This window comes from Jannaschia helgolandensis, from assembly GCF_900109285.1.
Classification (GTDB): Bacteria; Pseudomonadota; Alphaproteobacteria; order Rhodobacterales; family Rhodobacteraceae; genus Jannaschia; species Jannaschia helgolandensis.
On sequence record NZ_FNZQ01000001.1, the window covers coordinates 162,041 to 176,242 of the forward strand.

Annotated in this window: 12 protein-coding genes and 2 pseudogenes; 2 read left to right on the forward strand and 12 right to left on the reverse strand. The window is 58.2% G+C overall.

Features of this window, described 5'->3' with window-relative positions:
* Positions 1-4 precede the first annotated feature (4 nt).
* Entirely contained in the window at positions 5-784 is a 780-nt protein-coding gene (locus tag BMY38_RS00755) for an SDR family oxidoreductase (protein ID WP_092758851.1), read from the reverse strand.
* Between the two features lie 231 nt (positions 785-1,015).
* On the opposite strand from BMY38_RS00755, the gene BMY38_RS00760 reads away from it, so the two are divergent.
* A complete protein-coding gene (locus BMY38_RS00760) occupies positions 1,016-1,921 on the forward strand; it encodes a Hint domain-containing protein (protein WP_175495728.1) in 906 nt (301 codons plus the stop codon).
* Positions 1,922-1,924: 3 nt separating this feature from the next.
* On the opposite strand, the gene BMY38_RS00765 is transcribed toward BMY38_RS00760, so the two are convergent.
* The 7 genes from BMY38_RS00765 to BMY38_RS00795 form a co-directional block, all read right to left on the reverse strand.
* Positions 1,925-2,386: a molybdenum cofactor biosynthesis protein MoaE gene (locus BMY38_RS00765; RefSeq protein WP_245737459.1), complete on the reverse strand. Its 462-nt coding sequence runs from the start codon at positions 2,384-2,386 to the stop codon at positions 1,925-1,927.
* Positions 2,386-2,637: a MoaD/ThiS family protein gene (locus BMY38_RS00770; RefSeq protein ID WP_092758855.1), complete on the reverse strand. Its 252-nt coding sequence runs from the start codon at positions 2,635-2,637 to the stop codon at positions 2,386-2,388. The genes BMY38_RS00765 and BMY38_RS00770 overlap by 1 nt, the downstream gene beginning before the upstream one ends.
* Entirely contained in the window at positions 2,634-3,302 is a 669-nt protein-coding gene (gene pgsA, locus BMY38_RS00775; RefSeq protein ID WP_092758857.1) for a CDP-diacylglycerol--glycerol-3-phosphate 3-phosphatidyltransferase, read from the reverse strand. Before pgsA ends, BMY38_RS00770 begins: the two co-directional genes overlap by 4 nt.
* Before the next feature lie 87 nt (positions 3,303-3,389).
* Complete coding sequence (uvrC, locus tag BMY38_RS00780) at positions 3,390-5,258, reverse strand: excinuclease ABC subunit UvrC (protein ID WP_092758859.1); 1,869 nt, start codon at positions 5,256-5,258, stop codon at positions 3,390-3,392.
* Positions 5,259-5,562: 304 nt separating this feature from the next.
* A complete protein-coding gene (locus BMY38_RS00785) occupies positions 5,563-6,333 on the reverse strand; it encodes an SDR family oxidoreductase (protein WP_092758861.1) in 771 nt (256 codons plus the stop codon).
* The gene (locus tag BMY38_RS00790; RefSeq protein WP_092758863.1) at positions 6,330-7,256 is read right to left on the reverse strand and encodes a calcium/sodium antiporter; all 927 of its coding nucleotides are present in this window, start codon (positions 7,254-7,256) and stop codon (positions 6,330-6,332) included. Before BMY38_RS00790 ends, BMY38_RS00785 begins: the two co-directional genes overlap by 4 nt.
* Positions 7,257-7,425: 169 nt before the next feature.
* Positions 7,426-8,229: a S49 family peptidase gene (locus tag BMY38_RS00795; protein ID WP_092758865.1), complete on the reverse strand. Its 804-nt coding sequence runs from the start codon at positions 8,227-8,229 to the stop codon at positions 7,426-7,428.
* A gap of 257 nt (positions 8,230-8,486) precedes the next feature.
* On the opposite strand from BMY38_RS00795, the pseudogene BMY38_RS18330 reads away from it, so the two are divergent.
* Positions 8,487-8,742, forward strand: a pseudogene (locus tag BMY38_RS18330) (IS481 family transposase); the annotation flags it as partial.
* A 120-nt stretch (positions 8,743-8,862) separates the two neighbouring features.
* Here BMY38_RS18330 and BMY38_RS00805 read toward each other — a convergent pair.
* The 4 genes and pseudogenes from BMY38_RS00805 to BMY38_RS00820 all read right to left on the reverse strand — a co-directional run.
* A pseudogene (locus tag BMY38_RS00805) lies at positions 8,863-9,803 on the reverse strand (IS5 family transposase); the annotation flags it as partial.
* Positions 9,804-10,551: 748 nt separating this feature from the next.
* Positions 10,552-11,640, reverse strand: coding sequence for a flagellar basal body P-ring protein FlgI (locus BMY38_RS00810; protein ID WP_245737460.1), 1,089 nt, complete (start codon positions 11,638-11,640; stop codon positions 10,552-10,554).
* A 92-nt stretch (positions 11,641-11,732) separates the two neighbouring features.
* Positions 11,733-12,383: a flagellin gene (locus tag BMY38_RS18015; protein ID WP_175495729.1), complete on the reverse strand. Its 651-nt coding sequence runs from the start codon at positions 12,381-12,383 to the stop codon at positions 11,733-11,735.
* 352 nt (positions 12,384-12,735) lie between these two features.
* Entirely contained in the window at positions 12,736-14,181 is a 1,446-nt protein-coding gene (locus BMY38_RS00820; RefSeq protein ID WP_092758871.1) for a FlgK family flagellar hook-associated protein, read from the reverse strand.
* Between the last annotated feature and the right edge of the window lie 21 nt (positions 14,182-14,202).

Here is a 14,202-nt window from a genome sequence, read left to right on the forward strand (position 1 = left end):
AATCTCAAATCGTCGCGTTCGTCGCGCCTCCATCCAGAAGGACGTTCTGGCCGACCATGAAACCCGCGTGCTGCGAACAGATGAAGGCACAGGTCGCGCCGAACTCGGCCGCCGTACCATAGCGCCGTGCGGGGATCGAAGCTTCGCGTCGCGACCGCGCCTCGTCCTGGCTGATGTTCTGGACACGGCTTACGCCTTGATCCAGCGAAGTTGCACGATCCGTGGCGTGGATGCCGGGCAGCAGGTTATTGATCGTGACTCCGGACGGCGCGACTTGGCGGGCCGTTCCGGCAACATAACCGGTCAGACCCGTACGTGCCGCGTTCGACAGACCCAGGGCGGGGATCGGGGCTTTGACTGACTGCGATGTGATGTTCACGACCCGGCCCCAGCCCCGCTCCATCATCGCAGGAAGGCATGCCGTCATTAGTGCGATCGGCGTCAGCATGTTGGCATCAAGGGCCGCGATAAAATCATCACGATCCCAGTCAGACCAGATACCGGGTGGTGGCCCGCCAGCGTTGGTCACCAGAATATCGGGCGATCCGGCAGCGGCCAAAACCTCGGCACGTCCCTCTTCGGTAGTGACATCGGCCGCCACGGTCGTGATCTCAACTCCGAACTGCGCCCTCAGGTCTGCGGCCGCTGCCTCCAGCGCCTCTGACCCACGGGCATTCATGACCAGATTCACCCCCGCTTCTGCCAGCGCAGTGGCACAGCCGAGCCCCAAGCCTTTTGAAGACGCACAAACAAGCGCGCGCTTTCCTTTAATTCCCAAGTCCATCGTGAAACCCTTTCGTTATTCTTGCGTGTGTAACATCGGGAACCAGCCGAAGCATCGGACAATTTCGCACTTTTTTTGCTTCTGCCGTCCATTTGCCCGGCTGTCGCCCCGTTACGGTCACTGACGATCTGGAATACTGAAAAAATGACAAAACCTGCCCCTCTGCTGACTGCCCTCAGCCATTGCACTGTATATCCAGCCGCAGCCCTCTCTGTTGAAACGGGTGCGCTGATGGGCGATGCCATCGGTAACGTCACCGATGTCGTGGCCGGCGATATCTATATTCTGGACCCGAAAGCGATGTCGCAGGAACTGGTTCTGGGCCGTCAAGGGGCTCAGTCCGTCGTGGCCAAAGGCTCTTCAGTCGGAGCCGCCGGCCAGATCGTGACTCCGCTGGCCCGACATCAGATCATGGGGGAGCGGGGCGCATCGGTCGAGGTCCTCGTTCTGGATATAGAAGGACAACGGCTGGCACTGCCTTTGGGACCGTTATCGTCGTCGGATGAATATACCCTGATTTCGTCCAGTACGGTTGACGGCGAACTGAACCATGTCTCTCAGGTCAGCTTCGCGCGCGGGACCCGGATCACCATGGCAAACGGGTTGCAGATCCCTGTCGAACAACTGACCGCTGGCGACCGCGTCCTGACCCGCGACAATGGTCCTCAGCCAGTGCGCTGGACCGGCATGCAGACCGTCCGGGCCGAAGGATCGAACGCCCCGGTCGTAATCGCGCGCAACGCGCTCAATAATGCCGAGGATCTGGTCCTGTCGCCGGATCACCGCCTGTTCATCTATCAACGCCACGATACCATCGGCATAGGAATGGCGGAATTGCTGGTTCGTGCCCGGCATCTGGTGAACGGCGAAACCATCTGGCGTGGCCGGGGTGGGCACGTCGACTATTTCCACCTTCTTTTCGATGCACACGAGATTATCTATGTCGAAGGCATCCCCGCCGAAAGTCTGCTTGTCTCGCCCGAGGTCTTGGCCGGCCTTGGCGAAGACCTTGCCGAAGAATTGCGCGGCAGCATGGCAGGGCAGGCCCAGACGCAGCACCACGGGGTAGAACCGTCGGCTTCCGATCTGGGCGGCGTTAATGCAGCGGAAATTCTTCGGCGCGCCTCACGGCGCTGATGATCAGGGTTTGCCCCAGCGATCAAGCGCGGCTTCATCGCTGTCACAGGACGCGACCCAACCTTCACCCTGATTGGTGACTTCCTTCTTCCAGAAGGGTGCGCGGGACTTGAGGTAATCCATCAGGAACGCAGCCGATTCAAACGCGGCATCACGATGCCGCGATGCCGTGGCAACCATCATGATCCGGTCGCCGGGTCGAAGCTTGCCATATCGATGGATCACAGTGACTCCTGACAGCGGCCATCGTGCAATCGCCTGTTGCGCGATGTCGGTCAGCGCAGCGTCCGTCATACCGGGATAATGTTCGATCTGCATGTGCCGCAGCCCGTCGGCCACGTCTCGGACCCGTCCCGTGAATGTCACAACCGCCCCGGTGTCCGGGCCAGCCTCGAGCGCCGCCGCTTCGGTCCCCAGATCGAAATCGTCCTCGCTGACGACGACACGAATGGAGGGCGTCGACATCAACCGCCCGTCATCGGCGGAAAGAATGCGACCTCGCGCGCGCCGACCAGCGAAGTGTCCAGCGGCATCAGCATCTGATCGACGGCGCAGCGCACCGCCGTCATGTCTGAAAACGCCAGATCATAGCGATCTTCGCGTGCCCGCAATTCCGCAATGAGGTCCGCGACCGTGGCAGCTTCGGTTATCACATCCTCACGCCCCAGACCGATGCGCTCACGCAGCCATGCGAAATACAGAACCTGAAGTTTCATCTCTGCCGATCCATCAGAAAAGGTTTTGCCTTTATGAAATAATCCCATCCGGTGATCGCCGTCAGGGCCGCCGCGATCCACAGCAAGACAACGCCGGCAAAGAAGGTTGCATCCTGCCACCAGAGCAGTCGGCCAAGGAAAAACTCGTCAGGCAGATCGCCCGAAAGGATCGCGCCGATCGTCGGTCCATCCATGTCCTGAACGCGTTCGGCGAAATGATATTTGAATATCCCGGTCGAAAACAGGACGGCCAACGCAACCATCTGTGCCGTCGTCTTCCACTTAGCCAGCCTGGTGACCTTGAGCAGTCCAGCCGTGTTGCCCAGAAATTCGCGCAGCCCACTGACGAATACTTCCCGGAAAAGGATCAGCGTAGCGGGCAGCAAAATCCATGCGTTCATCCCGGAAAAGCCGGTCACCACCAGCAGTGCGATCACGACCATCGTCTTGTCGGCAATCGGATCGAGCATCGCGCCGAAGCGGGTCTCCTGCTTCCATTCACGCGCCAGATAACCATCGAACCAGTCGGTGACGGCGGCGGTGACGAACAGCACGAGTGCAAACCAATCCGCCCAGGGCCGGGCAAAGAACAGGAACATGACTGCCACACCAGGAGCCGCGAGAAGGCGCAATACGGTCAGGATATTTGGTATGGTCCAGGTCATTGATTGCATCTGTAACCTGCCTGCTCGCGCTCGACCATAGCAGGAGCGCCAAGGATCGGTTCGATTAGATCGCGCCCGACCTTCGCATCAGCCCTTGTCGTGGAAATGCGCATGGATCGTTTCGGCAAGGGCGTCACTGATCCCATCGACCGCCTTGAGATCCGCCAGCGCGGCGCGAGACACCGCCTTGGCGCTGCCGAAATGGGCCAGCAAGGCCCGCTTGCGACCGGGACCCACGCCCGCCACTTCGTCCAGAGGGTTCGCGACGAAGGCCTTCGCGCGCTTGGCGCGGTGGGTGCCGATCGCAAATCGGTGCGCTTCATCGCGCAGACGCTGAACGAAATAAAGGACCGGATCGTTACGCTGCAACGCGAAAGGGCGCAGGCCTGTGCGGTGAAACTCCTCCTTCCCGTGGTCGCGGTCGACGCCCTTGGCGACGCCGACCATGGCAACCTCTTCGACTTGTAAATCACGAAGGATCTGTCGCACGGCACTGACCTGCCCCGCACCGCCGTCGATCAACAACAGGTCAGGCCACATGCCGGAGGTCCGTTCCGGATCTTCCTTCAGAAGCCGCTTGAATCGCCGGGTCAGCACCTCTTTCATCATGCCGAAATCGTCGCCGGGCGTCAGTTCGTCACCCCGAATGTTGAATTTGCGATATTGCGATTTCTCGAAGCCTTCTGCACCCGAAACGATCATGGCGCCGACGGCGAAGTTTCCCTGAATATGGCTGTTGTCGTAAACTTCGATCCGCCTTGGTGGGGCCGGAAGATCGAAAGCCTCGGCGATGCCCTTCAGCAACCGGGCCTGCGTGGCGCTTTCCGACATCTTTCGGCCAAGGCTTTCCCGTGCGTTCCGCACCGCGCCCTGGACCAGATCGTATTTTTCGCCCCGTTGCGGCACCAGAAGCTGCACCCGGCGACCTGCGCGTTCCGACAGCGCCTCAACCATAAGATCCCTTTCTTCAATGGCATGGGATAGCAGGAGCATCTTCGGCGGCTCTTTCCCGTCATAGAACTGACCGAGGAAGGCTTCCATCACTTCGGTCGGATTCATGTCGTCGGCAACGCGCGGATAGACATCCACGTTGCCCCAATTCTGGTTGGCGCGGATGAAGAACACCTGAATGCAGGCCTGTCCGCCATCCATGTGCAGGCCGATGACATCCGCCTCGGCCACGCCTTGCGGGTTCACGCCCTGCACTGACTGCACGTTGGTCAATGCCTTGATCCTGTCACGCATGGCGGCCGCGCGTTCGAACTCCATATCCTGACTTGCGCGCGCCATTTCACCGGCCAGTTTTTCCTGAATGCCGGTGGTTTCGCCCCGCAGAAACCGCTCCGCATCCTTGACGCTGGAGGCATAGTCCGCAGCCGAAATCAGACCGACGCAAGGGGCACTGCAGCGCTTGATCTGATAATTCAGACAAGGCCGCGTGCGCGTCTCGAAATCGCTGTCGGAACAGTTTCGTAACAGGAATACGCGTTGCAACTGGTTCAGGACACGATTGACGGCCCCCGCGCTGGCGAAGGGTCCGAAATACAGGCCGTCTCCCTTCTTGCCGCGATGCTTGCGGATCTGCGGAAAGCTGTGGCTTGTCGTGACTTCGATGTTGGGAAACGATTTGTCGTCGCGCAGCAGCACATTATAGCGCGGCTTGAGTTGCTTGATCAGGTTCTGCTCCAGCAACAGAGCTTCGAGTTCCGTCTCGGTCGTCAGCACCATCATCGAGGCCGTTTCCGCGATCATCCGTGCAATCCGACCCGAATGCCCCTGCAACCGCGTGTAACTCGCCACCCGGTTCTTCAGGTTGCGCGCCTTGCCGACGTAAAGAACCCGGTTCTGTTCATCCAGCATCCGATACACGCCCGGAGACCCGTCCAGCGTGCGCAGGAAACGTTTTATGACCTCGGGTCCGGTCAGCTTTCGCGTCTCTTTCGTGGTCCCGGTCATACGTTTGCGATTCCTTTCGGCGCTGCCTCGGATGCACCAGGAGATCAAGGGGTGCAAGCGAGTCCTGTTCTGTGGATAAACCTGAGGGGCAATTTATCAGCCCTCTGTGATGCAACGGAAAATTCACAAACCTGTTACATTATTGCAAAACTCATATTTATCGTAAGACACTAATATAAATAGATTATTTTATCCCGATAAATTTAGTCATGCTGCTGTCTGCGCAGAGCCAGCATCCATTTTCCTACCCTGACGGCAGGTGGAGTAATTATCGTTCAGGCCGCCGCATCCCATCCTGAAACGCTTATTCGCGCCCGATCACATCCGGTGTCTGCCAGGCCAGATGTTGTCCGCCATCGACACAAATCAACTGGCCCGTCACAGCCTTTGCACCGATGATATAGCGCAACGCCCCTACGACATCATCGGTATCCGATCCACGACCCAAAACGGTCGCAGCCCGTTGCGCGGCAAAATGCTTGGCAGATTGTCGACTTCCCTTCAGCGTCGGACCGGGTCCGATCGCATTGACCCGGATCGCAGGTGCCAGTGCCCTCGCCGTCGTCCGGGTCAAGGTCCACAACGCCGATTTCGCCAGGGTATAGGTCATGAACTCCGGCGTCAGCTTGCGGACCCGCTGGTCAATCATGTTCACGATGCAACCCGACGCCAATGGCGCGCCATCCGATGCGACAGCCGGGGCCTGCGCAGCGAACGCCTGCGTCAGGATTAATGGGGCACGCAGGTTGGATCCAATATGACGGTCCCATGTTTCGCGGCTGGCGGTATGGATATCATCGTATTCAAAGATAGAGGCATTGTTGACAAGCACGTTCAGCGGCCCGCCCAAGACGCCAGCCGCCCTGTCGACCAATGCTTCGCAGGCATCCAGATCTAGCAGATCGGCTTGCACCGGCACTCCCTTGCGCCCTTCGGATGCAACCGCCTCGGCCGTGTCCTCAGCCCCGTTGCAACTGCTGGCAAAATGGATAGCGACATCGTGACCAAGACGGGCAAGCTCGATCGCCATGGCCGCGCCCAGTCGGCCACCTGCACCAGTGACCAGAGCCCTCATGTCAAGGCCCAAACAAGATATGATAAATACAAACCGGTCAGCGCGACTCCCCAGGTTCGGGTGATATCCCGCCCAAAGAACACGAACGGCACCAAAAGCATGGTCGCCGCCAGCATAACCCAGAGGTCCGACTTCAGAAAAGACGTTTCAACCGGGATCGGACCAATCAGGACCGCGACCCCAATGATACCCAACAGGTTAAAAAGGTTGGATCCAATGACGTTCCCCAGGGCCACGTCCGCATGCCTGCGCAGAGCCGCCATGACGGTGGTGGCCAGTTCCGGCAGGGACGTTCCGATAGCAACGAGTGTCAGGCCGATGACAGTTTCGCTGACCCCGAATTCGCGCGCGATCAACGTGGCTCCCTCGACAAGAAGATTAGCGCCCAGCGGCAGCCCGATCAGCCCAAGGATCAGATAAGCCGTGATCTTCCAACCCGGCAATCCCGGTTCTGCCCCCTCGACCTCGATATCTTCGGCTCGACTGGAAAAGAAAGTCGCCAGAAGGATCCCAGCAAGAACAATCAACAAGATGACGCCATGCCACCAGACCAGATTTCCGGTCAGGGAAAACCCGATGAACAGCAATGTCGCGGCAAGCATGTAAAGGAAATCGCGACGTGTATCGCAACCCGCTACGTGCATTGTCGCAATAATCGCAGGGATGCCCAGTACAAGCAGGACGTTGGCTGTATTCGACCCCACGACGTTACCCAGTGCGAGCCCCGGTGCCCCATCCAGAATTGCCTGCACACTGACCAACAGTTCGGGGGCCGAGGTGCCGAAGGCCACAACCGTCAAGCTGACCACCAAGGCAGGAATGCCCAGCCGCAGCGCAAGGTTCACAGCACCTTTGACAAGGGCATCGCCAGCGAAAATCAGGATCAGCAGACCGACAGCCACCATCAGGAATTCGACGATCATCGGCGCGTCATTCCTTTTCGCAAGGGCAAGCCCCGCTGCCAACACGAGGGGCCCCGCAATTGTCGCAGGTCTTACGTGTCAAACGTCCGCCGCCCGGAAATCGCAAGCGCCCGAACATGGCGAGTACGGCCATACCGATCAGAAAGAGTGTAACGATCTTGAAGATCATTCAGAGGCCATACCTTGTCCAGCCGACGCGATCCTCGACCGCACCAATGGCATCGGACAGAATACCGGGGATAAAGCGTTGAAGAAGCGGGCGGCGCTGACCCAGATGAACCAGGCGAACCTTCTTACCGTAAAGCTCCTGCAATTTCGGCACCATATGCGCGACACCGTCGGCCAGTCCTGCGGTCACAGCCTCGGCCCCGATAAAGATCTCTCCCGTAAAAAGATCCTTCTCCCTATTCAGGCGTTCGCCCCGACGGGCTGTTACGTGAGCGATGAAATGGGTATGAATCCGTTGTTGCACGGCCTTGAGCCTGTCGATGTCCTGCGCCCTTTCAGGTCGAAAGGGATCCAGCATCGACTTGTCTTCTCCTGCCGTATGGACCCGCCGTTCGATACCGTAACGAGCGATCAAGTCCTGAAAACCAAAACCGGCCGAGATGACACCGATGCTGCCGGTAATCGAACTGTCGTCGACCCAGATATCATCCGCTGCAGTCGCCAGCCAATATCCCCCAGAAGCGGCGACATCTTCCACGAAAGCGTGAACCGGCAAGCTGATTTCATCCGCAAGTCGACGAATCTGCGCTCCAATCAGTGCGGACTGTACGGGCGACCCACCGGGTGAGTTTATCGCCAGTGCCACGGCATCGGGCTTTCCCTTACGGAAGGCTTTCTCGATTACCGCTGCGATGGATGCATGCGCCAGCGCGCCCCGCCCGCCGGTCGCCGAGATGACGCCCTGCAAACGCAACACGGAAACCTTACGGGACGATTTACGGCGGAAAGGGGGGAAGCGCAGCATGAAGGGGGATGTATATCCCGCCCGGACCGGGAACAAGGCAACTCCAAATCTTTTACCCGGACCGTCCGATGCAGATCCAACCTGAGATTCCTGTTCGTGATCCCAACCTATATTCGCCCAAGTGGCGTATCGGGCAGGATGGTCCGGTGGGCGAAGCCTCACATGCGCTTTTTTTTGGACTGGCGAAGACGCGCAGGATCTTGACGGATCGCAAAAGCCAACTCCCTGCCTCTGGGACACCGCGCCATACTTTTCTCAAGTCACTCCACATCCTGGGCCGGGATCGGGGCATCAACCCGAAGACAGCCGCCAAGTGGCGAAAGCGTGAGATCGTTAAGGATCGCCAAGACGGGGCCGAAAGAGCCGCGATCTACTGCTCATTGCGATGCAAATGAGGCAATGGTCGTCGCGTTCCGGCGCCACACACTGCTTTTGTTGGACGATTGCCTCTATGCACTGCAGCCCTCGATCCCGCATCTGACACGCTCAGTTCTAGAAACATCTGAACAACGCCTCGGCTTGGCGGTTTCAATCTGATCTTGACTTGCGGTAGCTGATTTCCCCTCTGTTCTGGCGGTTTCGCCGCGTTTTCACTGCCATCGTCCAATCTTTGGTGAATTCATCCCGTCGCACCATCCGCCGCCTTCGGTCCAGATACGGGTTGCAGAAAGCGAACAGGCGGAACAACTGCGCCCGGTTCTTTGCCAGCCCACGATATCGGGTCTTGATGTAGCCGAACTGGCGTTTCAACACCCGGAACGGATGCTCGCCCCCTGGACCTGCCTTTGGCAATCAGACGGTTGATGTGCTCATCACTGGGGTGCAGCGAGTCGCCCGGGCTTGCGCATTACCCCCCAAAACTTGCCGGGACCGTCGAATGTGGCCTCACGCTCGGCGATGACACAAGCCTTGTCCACTAAGCCTTGTCCGCCCAGACAGGTTTTCACCACCATGCAGAAGCTCGTCCCAGACACGGCAGTCCTGCACTTTCGCCGTTGAGGCCTCAGGGCTATGCACCACGCCGCTATCGGCATCGACGTGAGCCTTCATGCCAAAATACCGACCGTTGCCTTTCTTCGTACTCGTCATCTCGGGGGCCACGCTTGCCAGACTTGTTCTTCGTCGAGGGCTGAGAGTCGATGATCGCCGCATCGACCAGCGTGCCAGAGCGCCGCATCACGCCCTTCTCGGCCAGATGTGCTTCACTTCGGCAAAGATTGCCTATGGCAACGCATGGTGGTCCAGAAAGTGGCGGAAGTTCAGGATCGTGGTTTCGTCCGGAATACGGTCATCTCCGAGTTCCAAACCGGCGAAACGGCGCATAGCGTCGCTGTCGTAGAGGCTTCCTCGGCCATCGGATCGCTCAGCGCATCCCACTGCTGAAGGCAATAAATACGCAGCATGGTTTTCAAAGGCATCGCCGGTCGCCCACCCTTGCTGCCCACCTTCGGGTAATGCGGTTCGCATCAATGCCAAAAGCCGCGACCAGGGCACACAGCATCCATCTCGGACAGGAACTTTTCCCGCCGCGTCACCTTCTTCTTGGTGGCGTGGGAGAGTGCGGCAAATGTCATCCGTTTGGGCATCGGCGGGTTCCTTTGTCGTTCGATCCGAACCTACCAGATCACGCCGCCAAGCCGAGGTTTTTCAGATGTTCCTCTACATCGCTGCCTTCAGCGTCATGGCATTTCCCGGCTGGCCGCGAAGGCTTTGATTTGCGCAGGCGGCAATTGCCGCGTCGCGATCCCGGTAGTCTCCAGGGTGGACCACAGACGCCATTCCTGTCCCTCAGTGGTCTCAAATTACACCAACGCACCGATTGAATGCGCCAAATCGACAAGCGCCGTGTGTGCTTCCTTCCAGTCCATCGAATGGATCGCACCATCAAACCGTGGGATCAAACACCTAAGCCGCGGTGCGATCCTACGCTTACAATGCAACTGTTCGCGATGATGAAAAGAGACGGGGCTGGCTCGCTAGAAAACATGGTCAAACCACACAAGGTTCAGACGCCATACGCCCCCGTCAGCAGCTTCGGCCAAGGCCGCTGACGGGGGGGGCAACATAGCAAAGCCGAGATACAGAAGGCTCAAATTGCCGAACATGTTGCAGCGAGTAAAAGTGTTCAAGCCACAGTCATGGCCATGAATTGTGCTCCTTCAATGCAACTTTGTATTGGAAAGTAAGTTGCCTAAAAAATCCATTCCAGACGGTGCCGTAACAGCAAACAGCTTGTGCGGTCCGATCTATCAACCGCCTCGGGTGAGACAATTAAATCTTTGATATTTAAGACTTAACTGTGCTCAGGAGTACCAGGACATTCTATCGAACCACGAATTCCGCATGCATTGCTCCGGCGGCCTTGATACTTTTTAGGATATCAATCATGTCGCGGGCAGAAACTCCCAGTGCATTCAATCCCGCGATCACATCCGACAAGGTCGTACCGCCCTGAACCAGTGCAAGCCCGGGCCCCGGTTCTTCTTGCAGCGCGACCCCGGTGCGCGGGACCACAACAGTCTGGCCTTCCGCGAACGGATTAGGTTGTACCACAATGGGTGCCTCCTCAATGCGCAGTGTCAGATTGTTCTGCGACACGGCGACTTCAGAAATTCGCACAGTGCTGCCCATGACTATAGTGCCCGAGGCCTGATCAACGACGACCCGCGCACGTTGTTCAGGAGTTATCGTGACGTTTTCGATTGCACTCAGCGCATGTGCCGGAGAAGCCTTTCCAGCACGCCCGATATCCAGCAGGACCGTTCCGGCATCCAGCATGCGCGCAACATCGCGACCGGTTTCGCGATTGATGGCAGTTTCAATTCGCAGTGCCGTCGTGAAATCCGGACTTCGCAAGGCAAGGCGGATCTGCGTCATCGATGAGAAATCGAAATCTACCTCGCGCTCGACGCGTGCGCCAGCCGGAACGACGCCTGCCGTAGGCACGCCTTCGACCACGCTCGCCGCGTCACCCGTAGCAGAAACCCCGCCCGCAATGATCGTACCTTGCGCCACCGCATAGATTTCGCCATCCGCCGCTGTGAGTGGCGTCATAACCAATGTCCCCCCCAGAAGACTTTCAGCATCTCCGATAGCAGACACGGTTACATCAATACGTCCCCCGCTCCGGGAGAATGGTGGAAGGGCGGCAGTCACTATAACAGCCGCAACATTTCGGGGCCGGAACTGTTCCCCGGTCACATTCACACCCAAACGCTCCAGAATATTCGTCATGATCTCTTCTGTGAAAGGAGCGTTCCTTAATCCATCACCGGTGCCATTCAGTCCAACCACCAGACCATATCCAACCAGATCGTTGCCACGGACTCCGTCGAATTCCACCAGATCCTTGATTCGGATTGACTGTGCAGCGATAGGCGAAGTGGTCACGATCAATCCAAGGATAAACACGACTATGACAGATGATGTGTATACTATGGTTAGTCTGCCGATAGCGCGACAAAACGATGTTGACTGCATTAGAAGAAGTCTCAATTGTCGGATCACCGCAGATAATCCGTCAGCCGCAGATTTGCCCGTCGCGCCGTAACTGAATAGATCGTCTCCAGCCGCGTCATTTCAGCCTGAACCTTTGCAGCCGTCTGGAACGGATCAGCTCCCACGGCTTCTGATTTGCGAGCTTCCAGCTTGGCACGTTCCGTGCCCAAGGTATCAAGGAATCGGGATACACGAGCTTGCACCCCACCCAATTCGGCTTGCGTAGACACCAGACCGCTCACAACCATGGACGCGCGAACCGGAAGCTCGCGAGACAACGTCTTTCGCGCAGTATCATCTATTTCGAACCCCGCATCAGGTAGGGACGCAATCAAAGCAGTCTGTTTCAATGCGTCCCGGATGGACATGTCGCCAGCGGCGACCGGTATCGAGAGAGACATTCCTCCGCCCAATGGGAAGACGGTTGGATCCGCTGGATAGGCCGAGAGGACATTTGTCTCGAACCCGCCGCCGGTAGCAAAGTAATCATCGAATGCTTGGAGCAGCTCAGACACATCAGTTGCTGACGTCGCCAGCGCAATGGTTTCAGCGACCAAGGCGTCAATATCGACCGGAGGACGCCCGGACGGGTCTCCATTTGCAAAGACCGCGCGTCCACCCAGTTTGTAACCAATGGCGACGGCGATATCGGTCAAGGCACCACTCGCAGTCGCGGCAATCGCATCGACCTGCCCGGAGCCGCCTGGTACGAGTGCAGATGTCAAACCTTCTGTCACTCGGCTTCCGATCGACTGGATCGACGACATCGCAGTTTGCACAGAGTCGAGCCATGTCCCCGCACGACTCAATGCGCCTTGCCGCGCGTCTTGGGTCCGTAAGGCATGGGAAATACGCGAGAATGTCGAAAAGTCGCTGCTCAAAGCCCGTCCGATGTCTGCAAACCGACCGCTTGCAAGCTCTTCCGTCAAGACATCCAGACGAGCCCGGGTATCTGCCGACAGGTCGCGCGGCGCAATCAGAGGTGTGAGTGTCGTCTTGTTAAGCATATCAGATCTCCGTCAGGCGGTTCATCATGTCGCTTACAGCCTGAACGATCCGCGCATTGGCTGCATACGCTTGTTCAATTTCAACAAGGCGACGCATTTCGGTGTCGATATCGACTTGGCCACCATCGCGTCCAGCATCCAGGCCCTCTGTGCTGATCATGCTGAATGCTACGCGGTCGTCCATCGCAAGACGTTCACTTGAAACTATAGATTTCAATGATGCGGCATGGCCCGCCAAGCTTGCGGTTATACCCGGCAAGCCACCACTGGATGGCTGTGCCTGCTTGGAAAGTGTCGCACCATAGCGCAGGATGAGGGAGGCATCCACACCTGTGCCCTCTGCCATTGCCCCAAGACCATCACGTAAGCGCCACAAGTCATCACCGGCATCAGGTAGTATACGTTCATTGACCTCCAGGCGACCGGCTAGACCTGGGTCCGGAACAGCCGCAATCACGGTGCCCCGGTCTGTAAACAGGCCTGCATCGCCGACCATCCGCGTCGTGTCGACATCTGCGGCTTCGAACCGTTCGATCAAATCGGCTGCCAAACCATCCAGCCGCGACGTCGCCTGTGGCGCAACATCGTCCCTTATTTTAAATAATGCTTCGAGAGCACCGCCTGGAATTCCGCTGGGCGTCCCGGTTGTGCCCACATCTCGACCGTTCACACGCAGCCCGGACAACTGGGTCGGTGCTGACATTTCAGCCGTGATCGGTGCGCGCGTGTCGAAGCCCAGTGTCGCAGGCCGACCGTCCAGCAGAAGAAGTCCACCCTTGGAGACAAGGGCAACCGCACCATCGTCCCGAGCCAGTTCGCGCACCGGTACCTGAGCGGAAATACGATCAATCAGAAGCGCCCGCTGATCTTGAAGATCGGCGGCATCGTTGCCCCCTGAGCTAAGACGCCGGATATCAGTGTTTAGCCGTGCTACGTCTGCGAGATCACTGTTCAACTGCGCAACGACGCGTCCAATGTCTGTATCTGCGGATTGGCGCTCATCCTGGATGACGTCATCCAGCGTGTTTATCAGCGCTACAAGATCTGTTGCGGCATTGGCAATTTCCGTCATTCCAACAACAGATCGGGGATCGGCGGCAGCAGTGACAAATGCAGCGTCGAGGCGGGCTATTTGATCTGAAAGACTTCCCGACTGATCAGGGTCCCCGATGCCAGAATCTAATCGTGCGTAGAACGATTGCAGGACTTCTTCGCCAGCTTGTCGGGATTGTGCCTCCCTCCGCATCAGCACCAGCCTGGGATCAGAGTCGCGCGAAATCGTGACAAGCGATCCAGGTACGCCCACGCCCGGTCCACCCATGTCGATGCTGCGGCGGGCATATCCGGCGCGGTCCGCATTCGCGACATTGCGTGCCACGACTTCAGCCCGGCGCGAGCTGAGGTCCAAGCCGGCGACCGCAATATTGAGCGAGGAAGAGAGACTCATATCGAAACTCCTGTTCGGGAA

Excerpts from the sequence above, each read along its gene's own strand:
- BMY38_RS00760 (WP_175495728.1), top strand. The coding sequence starts at position 1,016 with ATGGGCGATGCCATCGGTAACGTCACCGATGTCGTGGCCGGCGATATC.
- BMY38_RS00820 (WP_092758871.1), bottom strand. The coding sequence starts at position 14,181 with ATGAGTCTCTCTTCCTCGCTCAATATTGCGGTCGCCGGCTTGGACCTC.
- BMY38_RS00765 (WP_245737459.1), bottom strand. The coding sequence starts at position 2,386 with ATGTCGACGCCCTCCATTCGTGTCGTCGTCAGCGAGGACGATTTCGAT.
- BMY38_RS00790 (WP_092758863.1), bottom strand. The coding sequence starts at position 7,256 with ATGATCGTCGAATTCCTGATGGTGGCTGTCGGTCTGCTGATCCTGATT.
- BMY38_RS00785 (WP_092758861.1), bottom strand. The coding sequence starts at position 6,333 with ATGAGGGCTCTGGTCACTGGTGCAGGTGGCCGACTGGGCGCGGCCATG.
- pgsA (WP_092758857.1), bottom strand. The coding sequence starts at position 3,302 with ATGACCTGGACCATACCAAATATCCTGACCGTATTGCGCCTTCTCGCG.
- BMY38_RS00795 (WP_092758865.1), bottom strand. The coding sequence starts at position 8,229 with ATGCTGCGCTTCCCCCCTTTCCGCCGTAAATCGTCCCGTAAGGTTTCC.
- BMY38_RS00770 (WP_092758855.1), bottom strand. The coding sequence starts at position 2,637 with ATGAAACTTCAGGTTCTGTATTTCGCATGGCTGCGTGAGCGCATCGGT.
- BMY38_RS00755 (WP_092758851.1), bottom strand. The coding sequence starts at position 784 with ATGGACTTGGGAATTAAAGGAAAGCGCGCGCTTGTTTGTGCGTCTTCA.
- uvrC (WP_092758859.1), bottom strand. The coding sequence starts at position 5,258 with ATGACCGGGACCACGAAAGAGACGCGAAAGCTGACCGGACCCGAGGTC.